The following is a 12,393-nucleotide window of genomic DNA, read 5'->3' on the forward strand; positions in this document are numbered from 1 at the left end:
GGCGGGCTCCGCGGGGGCGGCCGGATCGGTCGCGCTCGGCGTGGGCGTCGACGCACTGGCCGGGGCTCCGACCAGCTGCAAGCCGGCGGAGACGGTGAAGCCGTCGTTCTTCGCCGCGGTCGGGACCGGTCCGGCGGGCTTGATCGACGTCACGATGATGACCGCCACCACCGCCACGATCGCGAGCGCGCCGAGCACGATGCCGCCCTGCAGCAGCACCCGGTTGCGGCGGTCGCGGCGCTTCTGCTGCTCGCGCAGCACCCGCGCCTTCTCGCGTGCCGCGTCGCGTCGTTCGTTCTTGGTCGGTCGGTTCTGCGATCCAGCGCCAGACATTGATCCTCGTTTCGGGGGCTCGCGCTGCGGAGACGAGGCAGCGCCAAACAGAGTAATCGTAGACCTGCCGCCTGGGAGAGGCCCAAACCAGGCCGGGAGCCGGCTGTGCGTCCACCGGGAGATCCGCTGGCTGCTGGACCTTCCATTCACAGGAGGTCGTGGCATACTGGGACGGCGAACCGGCCATCGATGACGGGTTCGCGTCCATTCACAACGGATCGTCCGGCACGTACCTGCCGGTGAAGGAGAACAACCATGGCGTCTGTGACGTTCGACAACGCAACCCGTTTCTACCCGGGTGGCACCCGCCCCGCGGTCGACAAGCTGAACCTCGAGGTCGCCGACGGCGAATTCCTCGTCCTCGTCGGCCCGTCCGGCTGCGGCAAGTCCACCTCCCTCCGCATGCTCGCCGGCCTCGAAGAGGTCAACGACGGCCACATCTTCATCGGCGACCGCGACGTCACCGACGTGCCGCCGAAGGACCGCGACATCGCGATGGTGTTCCAGAACTACGCGCTCTACCCGCACATGACCGTCGCCGAGAACATGGGCTTCGCGCTCAAGATCGCCGGTGTCGGCAAGGAAGAGCGTGCCACCCGCGTGCTCGAGGCCGCCAAGCTCCTCGACCTCGAGGACTACCTGACCCGCAAGCCGAAGGCGCTCTCCGGTGGTCAGCGTCAGCGCGTCGCGATGGGTCGAGCCATCGTCCGTCAGCCCCAGGTCTTCCTCATGGACGAGCCGCTGTCGAACCTCGACGCCAAGCTCCGCGTCCAGACCCGCACCCAGATCGCGTCGCTGCAGCGTCGTCTCGGCGTCACCACCGTCTACGTCACCCACGACCAGACCGAGGCGCTCACCATGGGCGACCGTATCGCGGTCCTCAAGGACGGCATCCTGCAGCAGGTCGGCACCCCGCGCGACCTGTACGAGAAGCCGAACAACGTCTTCGTCGCCGGCTTCATCGGCAGCCCGGCCATGAACCTGTTCGAGGGTGAGATCGCCGATGGCGGTATCAAGCTCGGCGGCTTCATCATCCCGGTCGAGCGCGAGATCACCGACGCCGCTCCGTCGAAGAACGTCACGGTCGGCGTGCGCCCCGAGGACATCACCGTGTCCAGCAACTCGGGCTCCGGCATCGAGGTGACCGTCGACCTCGTCGAGGAGCTCGGCGCGGACGGCTACCTCTACGGCCACACCGAGGTCTCCGGCAAGCGCACCGACATCGTCGCCCGCGTCGACGGTCGCAACCACGCACACATCGGCGACACGGTGTTCCTCGCGCCGACGCCGCACCACGTGCACGCGTTCGACTCGGCATCGGGTGAGCGTCTGGGCAACAAGCCGGTCGTGTCCTCCTCGATCTAGTTTCCCGCCGACGATGGTCGAGCGGTCGGTCTCCGATCGCTCGGCCATCGTCGTTTTCGCTTGTCCAGTCTCAGCACGACGATCCCCGAGGAGCGCTCCGCACCATGTCCGGCGCATTGAACATCACCGCTGCCACCGTCGACCCGGCGCTGCTCGACCTCCCCTGGGAGCTCCCCCTCGAGAACTGGCCGAATGAGGCCATCGCCTCGCTCCCGAAGGGCATCTCGCGCCACCTGGTCCGGTTCGCGAACCTGTCCGGCTACGTCATCGCCGTCAAGGAGACGACCGCGGAGATGGCGAAGGGTGAGTACGACATGCTGCGCACGCTGCAGCGCCTCGACATCCCCTGCGTCGACCCGCTCGCGGTCATCACGAACCGGAGCGACCGCAAGGGCCGTGAGCTGCCGAGTGTGCTCGTGACACGGCACCTGAAGTTCTCACTCCCCTACCGTGCGCTCTTCCAGGGCACCCTCCGGCCCGACACCGCGACCCGCCTCGTCGACGCGCTCGCCGTCCTCCTCGTCCGCCTGCACATCGTCGGCTTCTTCTGGGGCGACGTGTCGCTGTCGAACACGCTCTTCCGGCGCGACGCCGGCGCCTTCGCGGCCTACCTCGTCGACGCCGAGACGGGCAAGCTCTACGAGGGCGGCCTGTCGAACGGGCAGCGTGAGAACGACCTCGAGATCGCCCGGGTGAACATCGCCGGCGAGCTCCTCGATCTCGAGGCCGGCGGACGCGCCGACGCCGAGCTCGACCCCGTCACCGTGAGCAACGGCATCGTCGCCGCCTACCGGTCCCTCTGGAAGGAGCTCACGGGCTCCGAGTCCTTCGACGCGTCTGAGCGCTGGCGCATCACCGAGCGCGTCCACCGTCTGAACGAACTCGGCTTCGACATCGAGGAACTCGCGATCAAGACGACCGACGAGGGCTCGACCGTGCGGATCCAGCCGAAGGTCGTCGACGCCGGGCATCACCAGCGCCGCCTCCTGCGGCTCACCGGCCTCGACGCCGGCGAGAACCAGGCGAGGCGCCTGCTCAACGACCTCGACGCCTACTCGGCCTCGTTCGGGAAGGACGGGTTCGACGAGGAGATGGCGGCGCACGAGTGGCTCATCCGCGTGTTCGAACCGGTGGTGAAGGCGATCCCCCGCGAACTCCGCGGCAAGCTCGAGCCCGCCGAGATCTTCCACCAGCTCCTGGAGCACCGCTGGTTCCTCGCGCAGAACGAGGGTCGCGACATCCCTCTGGCGGAAGCCGTCGGTTCCTACGTGAACACCGTCCTGCGCCACCGCCGCGACGAGGCGACCATGATCGTGCCACCGACCGAGGCGATCAGCATCCCCGCCGCCATGACCGGACCGGTCGACTGGCGAGACCTCGTCTGATCGGGTCCGACACCTCGGCTGACGACAGACAGGCCCTCGGAACGGAGATCCGTTCCGAGGGCCTGTCCTCGTTCGCGCGGCGCGAGCGCCGGTCGCCTACTCGGCGTTCCGGCGACGCGCGATCTCGTACAGCGTCACGCTGGCCGCGATCCCGGCGTTGAGCGATTCGGTCGAGGCCGAGATCGGGATCGACACGACCGCGTCGCAGGTCTCGGTGACGAGGCGGGACAGACCCTTGCCCTCGCTGCCGACGACCACGAGGATCGGCTGGTCGGCGAGTTCGAGCCCGGGAAGGGAGACGTCGCCGTCGCCGTCGAGACCGATCACGAAGACGCCGCGCTCCTTGAACGCCTTGAGCGTCTGAGTGAGGTTGGCAGCCATCGCGACCGGCGTCCGAGCCGCCGCGCCGGCCGAGGTCTTCCACGCGGAGGCGGTGAGGCCCACGCTCCGGCGCTGCGGCAGGATCACGCCGTGACCACCGAAGGCTGCGGTCGATCGGATGATCGCACCCAGGTTCCGGGGGTCGGTGATGCCGTCGAGGGCGATGAACAGCGGGTTCTCGCCACGGGCGATGACCTGGTCGAGCAACTCCATGGGGTGCGCGTACTCGTAGGGCGGCACCTTGATGGCGAGGCCCTGGTGCACGCCGTCGAACCCGGCCATGCGGTCGAGCTCCGGACGCATGACCTCGAGCACCGGGATCCCGCGCCGGGTGGCGATGCTGAGCGCCTCCTTCACCCGGTCGTCCATCTCGATGCGGGTCGCGACGTACAGCGTGGTGGCGGGGATCTTCGCGCGGAGCGCTTCGAGGACGGAGTTGCGGCCGGTGACGACCTCGGACTCGTCGCTCGACTTCTGCTTGGTCCGGCCGTTCGTGGACGGGCGTCCGTTCTGGCCGGCCGCCTGCCTTGGCTTGCCGGTGCCGCCGGAAGCCGCGTAGCGCTCCTGCGCGGCCTTCCGCTTGCCGGCTGGGTGCCAGGCGCGGTCCTCGGCCTTGGGGGTCGGTCCACGACCCTCGAGCGCCTTGCGGCCGAGGCCACCGGTGCCCTTGGTGGGACCCTTCTTCGCTTTCTTCGGCCCGGTCGGGCGGGAAGGCTTACTTGCCACTGATACTCCAATGTGCTCCGGACGGGGTGTCTTCGATGGTGATCCCAGCCGCTGTGAGTTCGTCGCGGATCCGGTCGGCCGCTGCGAAGTCCTTGGCGACCCTGGCGTCCGCGCGATCGACGAGCAGACGCTCGACGAGTGCGGACAGGGATCGGTGAGTGACGGGGTCGGTGCCCGACGACCACGAGGGGTCGGTCGGGTCGATGCCGAGCACCCGGGTCATGTCGAGGACGGCGACCGCACGCTCGCGGGCTGTCGCCAGGTCGTCGCCGCCATCGAGGGCGGCGTTGCCGACGCGCACGGCGTCATGCAACACGGCGAGCGCGCGGGGGATGTTCAGGTCGTCGTCCATCGCCTCGACGAAGGCGGCCGGGAGCGTCGCTCGACTGGCGGCCGTGGTCGTCTCGGTGAGCAGGTCGGCGCGGGCGGCACGATCGAGGAAGCCCTCGACACGTCCGAGTGCGGCTTCGGCCTCGGCGAGTGCGCCCGGATGGAACTCGAGCGTCGATCGGTACTGCGCTGCACCGAGGTAGTAGCGGACGACGAGCGGCCGGGCTGCTGCCAGGAGGTCGGCGGCGTAGACGGAGTTGCCGAGGGACTTCGACATCTTCTGCCCGCCCGTGACGGCGACCAGCCCGTTGTGCAACCAGTACCGGGCGAAGGGGTCGCCGGCTGCGCTCGATTGGGCGAGCTCGTTCTCGTGGTGCGGGAAGCGGAGGTCGAGTCCGCCGCCGTGGATGTCGAACTCCTCGCCGAGGTACTTGGTCGACATCGCGGAGCACTCGATGTGCCAGCCGGGACGTCCCTCGCCCCAGGGCGACATCCAGCTCGCCGAGCGAGGCTCCCCAGGCTTGGTGCCCTTCCACAGCGCGAAGTCGCGAGGATCGCGTTTGCCGCGCGGGTCGGCGTCGGTCGCGGCCTCCATGTGCTCGGCGCTCTGCCGCGTGAGTTCGCCGTAGCGGCTCCATGAGGCGGTGTCGAAGTAGACGTCGCCGGAGTCGTCGGGAGCAGGGTACGCGTGCCCGGCGTCGATGAGCCGCTCGATGAGCTCTTGCATCTCCGGGATGCTCGCCGTCGCGCGTGGTTCGTAGCTCGGGGGCAGGATGCCCAGGGCACGGTAGGCGGCCGTGAACTCGAGTTCGTACCGGTAGGCGAGCGCCCACCACTCCTCACCGGGCTGGGCGAACCCGCCCTCGACGCCGGCGGCGGCGTTCGCGAGGATCTTGTCATCGATGTCGGTGACGTTGCGGACAAGTGTGACGCGGACTCCGGAGGCCGTCAGCCAGCGCCGCAGCTGGTCGTAGACGAGCGCGCTGCGCAGATGTCCGATGTGCGGAGAGGACTGCACGGTCGGTCCGCAGACGTACAACCCCGCCTCGGCTTCGCGGAGCGGCACGAAGTCCCGGAGGGACTGCGTTTTCGAATCGTAGAGTCGGAGGGCCACGAGACCAGACTAGCCGCCGTCGTCCGGGCATGATGGTCCCATGACCACGGGACACGGCGACCAGCAGGTTCTCCGCGCGCGACTCGCGGCCCAGCTCCTCGACGGAGCCGATCACCGCTCCCCCACGGCGGTCGTCTCGCGGCTGCTCGCGGTCCAGGCGCAGGACCTCGCTTCGTCGCTGTGGGCGGTCGGCGTCAGGTCGAGCGGCACCACGAAGGCCGAGGTGCTCACGGCGCTCGAGGACGGTTCGATCGTCCGGTCCTGGCCGATGCGCGGCACCCTGCATCTCGTCGCCGCCGAGGACCTCGGGTGGCTGCTCGGACTCGGTGTCCCGCGGGTCCGCTCGACGATCGCGGCCAGACACCGTCAGCTCGGGCTGGACGCCGAGACCTTCTCGCGCTCCCGTGCACTCACCGAGCGACTGCTCAGCGGGCATCGGCGCGTGACGAGGGATGCGCTGCTGACGGCCCACACCGACGCCGGGATCCCGATCGACGGACAACGCGGCTCACACCTCATCATGGAACTCGCGATGTCGGGCGTGGTCTGCTGGGGACCGCCCGCTGGAAGACAACAGGCACTCGTCCTGAGCGAGGAGTGGATCCGTGCACCGCGGGTACTCGAGGCCGACGAGGCGCTCGGCGAGTTCGTCGTCCGGTATCTCACCGGCCACGGCCCGTCGACGATCGCCGACCTCACCTGGTGGTCGAAGCTCACCGTCGCCCAAGCGAAACGCGGCGTCGAGGTGGCCGCCGGACGGCTGGTCTCAGAGTCGCGCGACGGGGTCACCCGCTGGTCGACCGCCGAGGGCATCGGACCCTCAGCTGCTCCACGACCACCGCGGGTGCTCGCGCTGCCCGGATTCGACGAGCTGCTCCTCGGCTACCGCGACCGCGAGTTGACGCTCCCGGCGGCGTTCGCAGACCGCATCGTGCCCGGCGCGAACGGCATCTTCCTCCCGATGATCACCGTCGACGGGCGCGTCGTCGGCACCTGGCGCCGACGGACGAGTACGACCGGCGTCGTCGTCACCCCGACGCCGTTCCAACCGCTGTCACAGCGGGTGCAGGCGGGGTTCCGACGAGCCGCCGGCGAATACGGGCGGTTCCTCGGGCTCGGTGCGTCGGTCGACGAGGGCACGTCCGCCGACTGAGGACCGACCTGTCAGCGGCGCTCGATGAGGGCGGTGGCGATGGCCGTGACGCCCTCGCCGCGGCCGGTGAACCCGAGCGCATCCGTGGTCGTCGCCGCGACGCTGACCGGTCCGTGGACCAGCGCGCTCAGCACGCCCTCCGCCTCCGCCCGACGCGGCGCGAACCGCGGGCGGTTGCCGACGAGCTGCACCGCGACGTTGACGACGACGAAGCCCGCAGCGTGCAGCCGTTCGACAGCCGCCCGCAGGAAGACCTCGCCGCTCGCCCCGGCGAAGCGGGGGTCGTCGGTGCCGAACATGGAGCCGATGTCGCCGAGGCCGGCAGCGGACAGCAGGGCGTCGACGATGGCGTGGGCGACCGCATCCCCGTCGCTGTGTCCGGCCAGCGGCCGTTCCCCCGGCCAGCTGAGGCCGGCGAGGCTCAGCTCGCCGTCGTCGGCGAAGGCGTGGACGTCGATGCCGATGCCGGTCCTGATCGAGGTGGTCGTCCGTGCGCCCACCTCGTGCTCCCGGTCCCGCTCCCGGTCCGCCAGAAGTCGCTCCGCACGCTGGGCGTCCCACGGGGTCGTGATCTTGAACGCCGCCTCCGAGCCGCCCACGGTGAGCACGGGGTGTCCGGCGTCCGCGTAGAGCGCCGCATCGTCGGTGGCCGCTGCCAGGCGGTCTTCGGCGACGCGGAAGGCCGCGACGAGGGCATCACGCGGGAACGCCTGCGGTGTCTGGACGGCTCGGAGGGCGGTCCGATCCACGGTCTGCTCGACGAGGTCGCTCGCGTCGACCCGCTTGATCGTGTCGGTCACCGCGAGCCCCGGCACGATGCCCCACCCCGTCCGCTCCGCGGCCTCGATCACCCGTTCGAACTGGCCGGTCGGGGTGAGTGCCCGTGCGGCGTCGTGGACGAGCACCGTGCGGACTCCCGGCCACAGGGCGGCGAGTCCGGCGAGGACGGAGGACTGTCTCGTGTCGCCTCCGGCGACGACACGGAGGTGGTCGGCCGCCTTCCCCGCCGCGCGACGACCGATCGTCTCAGCCTGACCGACGCGATCCGCGGGGACCACGACGACGACCTGGACCGCGTCGCGCAGGCGGAAGACCGGGGCGAGCGCGTGTTCGAGCACGGTGCTGCCGGCGAGCGACACGAACGCCTTGGGGATCCCGGCACCGAGGCGCGTCCCACTGCCCGCCGCCACGACGATCACGCCGACGGCCGGGCCGTCCAGGGAGGGGTCGGCAACGGCACCCGGTTCGTCGATCGCAGTCATGCCACGAGCCTACTTCTCGGGCGCCCAGCCCGAACGGACGGTCGGCTCAGGAGGCGAGGACCTCGTCGAGGACGGACGACGCCTGCTCCTCGTCGGTCTGCTCCGCCAATGCCAGTTCAGAGACCAGGATCTGGCGGGCCTTCGCGAGCATCCGCTTCTCTCCTGCTGAGAGCCCTCGGTCCTGGTCGCGACGCCACAGGTCGCGGACCACCTCGGAGACTTTGATGACGTCGCCCGAGGCCAGCTTCTCGAGGTTCGCCTTGTAGCGGCGGGACCAGTTCGTCGGCTCCTCGGTGAACGGCGCACGGAGTACGTCGAACACGCGGTCGACCCCCTCGCGTCCGATGACGTCGCGCACCCCGACCAGGTCGACGTTCTCGGCCGGGACCTCGATCATGAGGTCGCCCTGGGTGACGCGGAGCTTCAGGTAGAGCTTCTCCTCGCCCTTGATGATCCGGGTCTTCACCTCGGTGATGGTCGCGGCGCCATGGTGCGGGTAGACGACGGTCTCGCCAACTTCGAAGATCATGGGTCTCGGTCCCTTCAGCGTCTCCCAGAATACCACGGGACCCCTGATCAGAGCCGGGTACCGGGTGCCCAGCGGACCGGGTGGTGAACCGATCGATCACGGGTCGGCGACCCGGCCACGCCCCTCCGCAGCCGTGGGCTAGACTCGAATCCGGATCCCGGGACACCTGTCACTCGTCTGCGCCCGGGGCCACCACATCTTGGAGGGTTCTGTGAAGGCGCGTCTCATCGCTTCCATCGTCGTCGCGGGTGCTGTCGCACTCGGCATGAGCGGTTGCAACCTCATCGCGCCGCAGGCGACCCTGAAGCAGTACGACGCCTCGGACGGCGTCGGTGTCACCGTCGGCTCGGTGGCCGTCCGCAACGCCATCGTCGTCTCCGACGACGGCGAGACCGGCAACCTCGTCTTCAGCGTCGCGAACCGCGACGACCGCGCCCACACGGTGCTCATCGAGATCGAGGGCAAGGACGAGCAGTTCCAGGTCCTCGCGGAGCCCGGCCTGACGACGTTCGACGGCTCGGGAGCCAACGACCCCCTGCGCATCGAGTCCCTCGGCGTCCAGCCCGGAGCGATCGTGGACGTCTTCTTCCAGTACGGCGACGAGACGGGCGCCACGGCGAGTGTGCCGGTCCTCACCGGTGAGCTGCTCGAGTACTCCACGCTCGTCCCGACGCCACTGCCGACGGATGAGCCCACCGAGACGCCGACGCCGCTCGCGACGCCCACCACGGAGCCGACCGAATAACGCTCCGTCGCCCCACACGACCGAACGCCCCGCACCTCTTCAGAGTTGCGGGGCGTTCGTCCGTCCTGGACCTGCGTCAGGCCTCGAAGCGGTAGCCGAGCCCACGCACGGTCACGAGCATCACCGGTTCCGAGGGGTTCGCCTCGATCCGGGAACGGATGCGCTTGATGTGGACGTCGAGCGTCTTGGTGTCGCCGTAGTAGTCGCTCCCCCACACCCGGTCGATCAGCTGACCACGGGTGAGAACCCGTCCGGCGTTCCGTAGGAGCAGCTCGAGCAGCTCGTACTCCTTGAGCGGCATCGGGATCGGCGCCCCGTTGACCTCGACGACATGACGCTCGGTGTCCATCCGGACCGTGCCGGCCTCGAGCAGCACCTCCTCCTGCGCCTGGTCCGCCTCGACACGGCGTCGCAGCACCGCCCTGATCCGCGCGAGCAGCTCGCGGGTCGAATAGGGCTTCGTGACGTAGTCGTCGGCGCCCAGCTCGAGCCCGACGACGATGTCGACCTCGGAGTCCTTCGCGGTCAGCATGATGATCGGCGTGCTCGAGACCGCGCGGATCTGACGGCAGACCTCCGTCCCGGGGATGCCGGGGAGCATGAGGTCGAGCAAGACGAGGTCCGCGCCGCGAGCCGTGAAGGCCTGGACCGCCGAGGGACCGTCCTCCGCCACCTCGACCTCGTACCCCTCCCGTTCGAGCAGGTAGCTCAGTGGTTCACTCAGAGACGCTTCGTCTTCGACGAGCAGGATGCGGGTCACGGGGTACTCCTTGCCGTGCCGGTGGACAGGTCCTCCGGCGGGGTCGTTGCTCTGGGAAGGCGGATGGTGAACGTCGAGCCACGGCCCAGCTGCGACCAGACCTTCACCTCGCCGCCGTGGTTCTGGACGGTGTGCTTGACGATGCTGAGGCCGAGGCCGGTGCCGCCCGTGTGGCGGGACCGCGCCTGGTCGACGCGGAAGAACCGTTCGAAGACCCGGTCGCGGTCCTCTTCGGCGATCCCGACGCCCTGATCGGTGACGGCGATCTCGACGACGTCGTCGACCGCGCGGACGCCGACACCCACGTGTGCGCCGGTGGGCGAGTAGTGGATGGCGTTCGAGATGAGGTTGTGCACGGCGACGACGAGCATGGCCTCGTCACCGTACACCTCGAGGTTCTTACCGCCTTTGAGGGAGAGCGCCACCCCGGTCGCCTCGGCCGGCACACGGTTCTGGTCCACGGCCGCGGCGATGACCCGATCGAGGCGGACGAGTTCCGGCTGATGGAGGGCGTCGGCCGCCTGCAACCGCGAGAGGTCGATGATCTCGGCCGTCATCCGGGTGAGTCGCTGTGATTCGGTCGAGAGCCGGCTGGCGAACCGCTTCACCCGTTCCGGGTCGTCGGCCGCCGTGTCGAGCGCTTCCGAGAGGAGCCCGATGGCGCCGATCGGCGTCTTCAACTCGTGGCTGATGTTCGCGATGAAGTCCCGGCGGACCTCGTCGAGTCGACGCGCCTCCGTGTGGTCCTCGGCCAGGAGGAGGATGAAGCGAGACCCGAGCGGCGCCGCCCGCACGCGCAGGTGGCGGGTGGCCTCACCGAAGCGCCCGAGCGCGAGTTCCAGATCGCTCGTAACGGCTTCGCCGGTGCGTCGGACCTCGAGCGCGAGGTCGATGAGCTCCTGGTTGTCGAGCACGCGGTCGCGCACCAGCCCGAGCGCGAACGCCCCCGGGGAGGCCTTCAGCACGTTGTTGGACGGGTCGACGACGATGCCCGCGCTGTCGAGGGCTTCGAGCACCTGGTCGACCCCGTCTGGGACGACCGGGTTGACGACCGTCGCGGCGCGCTCTCCGCGGTGGAAGGCGACGGTGATGAGGGCGACGAAACCGCCTCCGACGATGAGGCCGAGTGCCAGGGCGATCAGCACCAACCACATGGTGTCCATGGGTACTACGTTACTCAGTCCGTCGAACGGCGAACTCGCGAATACCCCGCCACTTCGACGACTGTTCACGCTTGGGGCCCCAACTGTTAACCTTGGTTCGGCATCATCGGCGGAGCGGGCGTCTGCCTGCCCACCGCCAGGTCACGGAAGGACGGCACCCAGAGCCATGCGCGAGGTATTCCAGCAGTCACTGCGAGAGGTCCAGGATCGCCTGGTCGAGATCGCCGAACTCGTCACGATCTCCATCGAGAAGGCGACGCAGTCCTTCGGCAACTCGGACGTCGCGGTCGCCGAAGAGGTCATCGCCAACGACAACCGCATCGACCAGCTCGCGATCGAACTCGACGAGCTCGCCATCGACATCCTCGCCCGTCAGCAGCCGGTCGCGCGCGACCTGCGCATCGTCGTGAGCGCGCTGCGGATCAGCGCGTCGCTCGAGCGCATGGGCGACATGGCCGAGCACATCGCCCAGCTGTCGCGGTACCGCTTCCCCGACAAGGCGGTGCCGAAGGGTCTGCGGACCACCTTCGCCGAGATGGGTCGACTCGACGTCTCGATCGCCCGCAAACTGACCGAACTGCTGCGCACCCAGGACCCGCGCATCGCCGACGAGATCCGCAACGACGACGACGACGTCGACGAGCTGCACGCCAGCGTCTTCGAGAAGGTCCTCGGCGACACCTGGAAGGGTGAGCCCGTCGCGACCGTCGACGCCACCCTGGCCTCGCGGTACCACGAGCGCTTCGCCGACCACGCCGTCTCGATCGCCAAGAAGGTCCAGTACCTCGCGACCGGCGACTGGATCCCCGAGGCGACCACGCCGGTGCACCACTGACCAGCTGATCCCGGACACCCCGACGAGCGGTGTCGACCCGAGACCGGGTCGGCACCGCTCGTCCGTTCGTGCGGGACTAGCTCATCCGACGACGGGTGATCGCGCCGCCTGCCAGGAGCAGGAGGCCGAGGACCGTGGCGAGGCCGGCGAGCGGCAGGAGTTGGCCTGCAGCGCTGCCGGTGTCGGCGAGCGTCGGCTCAGCTGAACGTGCGGCCGAGGCCGTGATGACCGAGCCGGTCGAGGACGCCGCCGTCGCGGTGGTGATCACCGTGGCGGGGACCGTAGGCACGACGGGGGTCACCGGGGTGGTGG

12 protein-coding genes and 1 pseudogene are annotated in these 12,393 nt (G+C 69.5%); 5 read left to right on the plus strand and 8 right to left on the minus strand.

The features are described from left to right. Positions 1 to 333: pseudogene (locus A4X17_RS14340) on the minus strand (hypothetical protein); the annotation flags it as partial. 255 nt (positions 334 to 588) lie between these two features. Here A4X17_RS14340 and A4X17_RS14345 point away from each other — a divergent pair. Together A4X17_RS14345 and A4X17_RS14350 are read left to right on the plus strand one after the other, a co-directional pair. Then, complete coding sequence (locus A4X17_RS14345) at positions 589 to 1,698, plus strand: ABC transporter ATP-binding protein (protein WP_056007742.1); 1,110 nt, start codon at positions 589 to 591, stop codon at positions 1,696 to 1,698. Between the two features lie 104 nt (positions 1,699 to 1,802). Next, positions 1,803 to 3,083, plus strand: a complete 1,281-nt coding sequence (locus A4X17_RS14350; protein WP_064296363.1) for a DUF4032 domain-containing protein — start codon at positions 1,803 to 1,805, stop codon at positions 3,081 to 3,083. Between the two features lie 96 nt (positions 3,084 to 3,179). Here A4X17_RS14350 and rlmB read toward each other — a convergent pair whose 3' ends face one another. Continuing rightward, on the minus strand, positions 3,180 to 4,190 hold the full coding sequence (gene rlmB, locus A4X17_RS14355; protein ID WP_064296364.1) for a 23S rRNA (guanosine(2251)-2'-O)-methyltransferase RlmB: 1,011 nt from the start codon (positions 4,188 to 4,190) through the stop codon (positions 3,180 to 3,182). Beyond that, the gene (gene cysS / locus A4X17_RS14360) at positions 4,180 to 5,634 is read right to left on the minus strand and encodes a cysteine--tRNA ligase (RefSeq protein ID WP_064296365.1); all 1,455 of its coding nucleotides are present in this window, start codon (positions 5,632 to 5,634) and stop codon (positions 4,180 to 4,182) included. The genes rlmB and cysS overlap by 11 nt, the downstream gene beginning before the upstream one ends. 40 nt (positions 5,635 to 5,674) lie before the next feature. Between cysS and A4X17_RS14365 the strand changes: the two genes are divergently transcribed. Further along, complete coding sequence (locus tag A4X17_RS14365) at positions 5,675 to 6,787, plus strand: winged helix DNA-binding domain-containing protein (protein WP_064296366.1); 1,113 nt, start codon at positions 5,675 to 5,677, stop codon at positions 6,785 to 6,787. 11 nt (positions 6,788 to 6,798) lie between these two features. On the opposite strand, the gene A4X17_RS14370 is transcribed toward A4X17_RS14365, so the two are convergent. Together A4X17_RS14370 and A4X17_RS14375 are read right to left on the minus strand one after the other, a co-directional pair. Then, a complete protein-coding gene (locus tag A4X17_RS14370) occupies positions 6,799 to 8,049 on the minus strand; it encodes a bifunctional 2-C-methyl-D-erythritol 4-phosphate cytidylyltransferase/2-C-methyl-D-erythritol 2,4-cyclodiphosphate synthase (protein WP_064296367.1) in 1,251 nt (416 codons plus the stop codon). 46 nt (positions 8,050 to 8,095) lie between these two features. Continuing rightward, positions 8,096 to 8,578, minus strand: a complete 483-nt coding sequence (locus tag A4X17_RS14375) for a CarD family transcriptional regulator (RefSeq protein WP_064296368.1) — start codon at positions 8,576 to 8,578, stop codon at positions 8,096 to 8,098. A 211-nt stretch (positions 8,579 to 8,789) separates the two neighbouring features. On the opposite strand from A4X17_RS14375, the gene A4X17_RS14380 reads away from it, so the two are divergent. Further along, complete coding sequence (locus tag A4X17_RS14380; protein ID WP_064296369.1) at positions 8,790 to 9,323, plus strand: hypothetical protein; 534 nt, start codon at positions 8,790 to 8,792, stop codon at positions 9,321 to 9,323. Positions 9,324 to 9,399: 76 nt separating this feature from the next. On the opposite strand, the gene A4X17_RS14385 is transcribed toward A4X17_RS14380, so the two are convergent. Next, positions 9,400 to 10,083, minus strand: coding sequence for a response regulator transcription factor (locus tag A4X17_RS14385; RefSeq protein ID WP_064296370.1), 684 nt, complete (start codon positions 10,081 to 10,083; stop codon positions 9,400 to 9,402). Next, positions 10,080 to 11,246: a cell wall metabolism sensor histidine kinase WalK gene (locus A4X17_RS14390; protein WP_064296371.1), complete on the minus strand. Its 1,167-nt coding sequence runs from the start codon at positions 11,244 to 11,246 to the stop codon at positions 10,080 to 10,082. The genes A4X17_RS14385 and A4X17_RS14390 overlap by 4 nt, the downstream gene beginning before the upstream one ends. A 166-nt stretch (positions 11,247 to 11,412) precedes the next feature. On the opposite strand from A4X17_RS14390, the gene phoU reads away from it, so the two are divergent. Beyond that, positions 11,413 to 12,081 carry a phosphate signaling complex protein PhoU gene (phoU, locus tag A4X17_RS14395; protein WP_064296372.1) on the plus strand — a complete coding sequence of 223 codons (669 nt, stop codon included), beginning with the start codon at positions 11,413 to 11,415 and terminating at the stop codon, positions 12,079 to 12,081. A 76-nt stretch (positions 12,082 to 12,157) separates the two neighbouring features. Here phoU and A4X17_RS14400 read toward each other — a convergent pair. Further along, a partial coding sequence (locus A4X17_RS14400; RefSeq protein ID WP_369808464.1) for a hypothetical protein occupies positions 12,158 to 12,393 on the minus strand: 236 nt, incomplete at its 5' end.

Origin of the sequence: Plantibacter sp. H53 (assembly GCF_001650455.1) — a bacterium.
Lineage (GTDB): Bacteria > Actinomycetota > Actinomycetes > Actinomycetales > Microbacteriaceae > Plantibacter > Plantibacter flavus_A.